This window comes from Ruegeria sp. CE9 (assembly GCF_056537425.1).
The window spans coordinates 1-764 of the sequence record NZ_JBQFRO010000111.1; the positions used below are offsets into that span (position 1 = coordinate 1).

Annotated in this window: 2 protein-coding genes; one reads left to right on the forward strand and one right to left on the reverse strand. The window is 48.6% G+C overall.

Annotated elements, in window-relative coordinates:
• On the forward strand, positions 1 to 542 hold a 542-nt coding region (locus ACR0B3_RS24360), incomplete at its 5' end, for a zinc-binding dehydrogenase (RefSeq protein WP_480811291.1).
• 37 nt (positions 543 to 579) lie between these two features.
• Here ACR0B3_RS24360 and ACR0B3_RS24365 read toward each other — a convergent pair.
• Positions 580 to 764: triose-phosphate isomerase (locus tag ACR0B3_RS24365; protein WP_480811292.1), on the reverse strand; the 185-nt coding region annotated here is incomplete at its 5' end.

A 764-nucleotide genomic window follows, 5' to 3' on the forward strand; every position in this document is an offset into this window, starting at 1 on the left:
GCGCTGGCGGCGTGGGTTCAATAGCCATCCAATTAGCTCGCTGCCTTTCTGATGTGACAGTAATTGCCACTGCCTCGCGCCCTGAAACGAAGGCCTGGGCCAAGGAACTTGGAGCGGATTACGTAATTGATCACTCTAAAGAGCTGGCTCCGCAAATGCTCGAACTAGGCTTCAGCAATGTTGACTTCGTCTATTCGACTACTCACTCACAAATGTATGCTGAGGAGGTGGTATCAATGATGACACCCCAAGGCCGATACGGCTTGATCGATGGACCAGACGTTTTTGACGCAGTTCCCTTCAAGTCCAAGGCTATTTCTATCCACTGGGAGTTTATGTTCACACGTCCAATGTTTGAGACTGCTGACATGCAACGTCAGGGCGAAATTCTCAATGAAGTTGCTTCTCTAATCGACGCGAGAACCATTAAATCAACGATCACAAACAACCTAGGGCGCATAAATGCAGTGAACCTTTTGGAGGCTCACCGGTTAATTGAGAGCGGCTCAACAAGGGGAAAGATTGTGTTGGCCAAGTTTTGATCGATATTTCTGGTATTTGTTAGGTACTGCCAGATCATTAAGCGGCACATGAGACAATCTTCAAAAAGTCTTCCGCGCGCAGTGAAGCTCCACCCACCAAGACGCCAGATACATTGGACTGGGCCAGGATTTCAGACGCATTATCCGCGTTGACTGATGCACCATAAGCCAAGGGAACAGAGCAAGCTTCATCCCCAAAGCGTTCTATTAGATTACGGCTCA